2 protein-coding genes are annotated in these 2542 nt (G+C 31.6%); both read left to right on the top strand.

The window, feature by feature from the left end; genetic code table 11:
* The first annotated feature begins 104 nt into the window (after positions 1 to 104).
* Complete coding sequence (locus CN514_RS20415) at positions 105 to 1112, top strand: helix-turn-helix domain-containing protein (protein WP_098234160.1); 1008 nt, start codon at positions 105 to 107, stop codon at positions 1110 to 1112.
* A gap of 114 nt (positions 1113 to 1226) precedes the next feature.
* Positions 1227 to 2249 (top strand): low-specificity L-threonine aldolase, encoded by a 1023-nt coding sequence (gene ltaE / locus CN514_RS20410; RefSeq protein WP_098234159.1) that lies wholly within the window; start codon positions 1227 to 1229, stop codon positions 2247 to 2249.
* Positions 2250 to 2542: the final 293 nt, after the last annotated feature.

The raw sequence follows: 2542 nt of genomic DNA, 5'->3' as shown, positions 1-2542 counted from the left end.
AAATAAATAGATTTAGTTGTATCTATTTAATAACTTTTTAACAATTTGTTGGAAATAATTATGATATAATGAGGTAATAAAACAATAAAAAAGGAAGAATTCAAATGTTAGAACAAGATCAAAAAATGAAAGAGATTGTTACAACAAATGAGGCTGTAGAACTGTTAGGTGTATCGAAACAAACGATTTACAATTATGTAAAGGCTAAGAAACTCAAACTTGTTTATGAGGATTGGCAAATCGATGGGACAATGAGGTTTTATTTAGAGGATCTTAATCAGTTAAAGTCCCAAACGGTAAAACCGGTAGGACTAACTGTTCTTGAGACAGCTAATTTATTAGGAGTATCGAAAGCAACAATCCACCAATATATAAAAACAGGGAAAATTAACGCAAGTAAAGTAAATTTTAAAGGTAGACTAACTGTATTTATTCCAAAAGAAGAAATTGAAAATCTAAAATTCTCACAAAAAAATGCATCAAGAAAAAAGTCTTTTTTTACAAAGGACTTAGAATTTTACTTATTTGGACTATATGAAATTCCAAACTCGAACGAAAAAGCCCGTATCATCGAGCTTAATGAGACCTCTGAAATCGTTGCAAAAACGAATATGGGTGAACTTTTAAATAAAGAAGAACTTACAAGTCGTGGTTTTAGAAAAGTTTATGAAATGAAGAAAGCCAGTCATAGTACGAAAAGAGGTATGATCTCTTTTCAATTTCCAATCCCTCAGTCAATTAGCGCTCCGATTTTTGGCATTATCGATTCTTTTTATAAACACATTGGACATCAAAATATGAATCTATATATTATCAACAACTCAATTAAGGTCGACATAAAACCTATTAAACTACCATATCTTGATGCACAAATTGAACAAGATTTTGAAATTTTACAAAACTGTTTAATTGATGGTAAGCTTTCTACTAGACCAGGTTTTATTGTGTTTACGAGTAATCAAGAACAACTAACTATTTTTGTGAAAGATTCAATAAAAGAAAAGATTAAACAATTTGCAACAGATCATCATACTGGAATTGAGGATATTACTGAGAAACTTTTGCTTATGGGTTTAAAGGAATTTGAAAAAAACAATTCATTTAATGACTGAATTTATCCGCCAATTTCCGACAATGAGATGGGTGATTATCTTATAAATCAAATCTCGATGCGTCTATTAAACTAGTTTAGATAATTCTGAAAACAGCAAAAAAGGGGAATGAAAATGAAGTTTATCGATTTAAGAAGTGACACTGTAACAAATCCTACAGACGAAATGAGACAAGCCATGTTTTTAGCCGAAGTCGGCGATGATGTTTATGGGGATGATCCAACAGTACAAAAATTAGAAATTCTAGCTGCTTCTATGGTTGGAAAAGAAGCTGCTTTATTTGTACCAAGTGGAACATTTGGTAACCAGCTTGCTTTGTTTACACATTGTGATCGTGGTACTGAAGTCATTCTTGGAGAGGATTGTCATATATTCGAACATGAAGTAGGAGCAGCTTCAATTATTGCAGGTGTTCACCTAAGAACATTACAAACAACTCACGGCAAGATGGATATTAAACGAATTAAACATTCGATCCGACCTGATGATCTCCATTTTCCAGAAACTTCATTAATTTGTTTAGAAAATGCTTATTCAAATGGTTCAGTAGTTGATATCGACTATATGAAGCAAGTTTATAGCATAGCAAAAGAGGCAAATATTCCTGTGCATTTAGATGGCGCAAGAATTTTTAATGCTGCTACTTATTTAAAAATGGATGTTAAAGAATTATCTCAATATAGTGACACAGTAATGTTTTGTTTATCAAAAGGACTTTGTGCACCTGTAGGTTCAATACTTGCCGGAAGTAAAGAATTTATTGAAAAAGCGAAAAAGAAACGTAAATTACTAGGTGGAGGCTGGAGACAATCTGGATTTTTAGCAGCCGCTGGTATAATCGCATTAGAAAAAATGACGAAACGTTTACACGAAGATCATGAAAATGCTCAATATTTAGCTAATAGATTAACTGAAATCCCTGGAATTAAGGTTGATACATCTCAACTTCATATCAATTTAGTATTCTTCCAAATGACAGATATGAGAAGAAGTCCTGAAGAAATTGAACAAATTTTTAAAGAGAACAAAATCATCACTTTTGCGCCAGAAGAAGACGGCATGATGCGTTTTGCTACACATTATTGGATTACGAAAAATGATATTGATAAAGTAATTGATGTGATGAAAACAATCTAATTTACGGATTTTAAATGAAAATAAAACGAGAGGATTTTCCCTCTAATTTCATTTCTGTTTGATTAATTCCAAGCATGCGCCAACTATACAGTAATGCTTTAGCTGCTTAATTTTATACCAAAAATGCCTTTCATTTAATTTGAAAGGCATTTTTTTCGTAGTTTATCTTACCTAGAGAATTAAGTGTTGATGCTCAGCCACCTTTGCATATGGTAGAACAATATGAATCTCAGATTAATTTTCTGGGGTAATAACAATCTAGTCTCTACTTTTTTTTAGTTAAGTAAATCTTT

Origin of the sequence: Bacillus sp. AFS001701, assembly GCF_002559405.1 — a bacterium.
GTDB lineage: Bacteria > Bacillota > Bacilli > Bacillales > Bacillaceae_G > Gottfriedia.
Note: the sequence above shows the minus strand (reverse complement) of the source record. Positions and strands in the feature narration are given on the sequence as shown.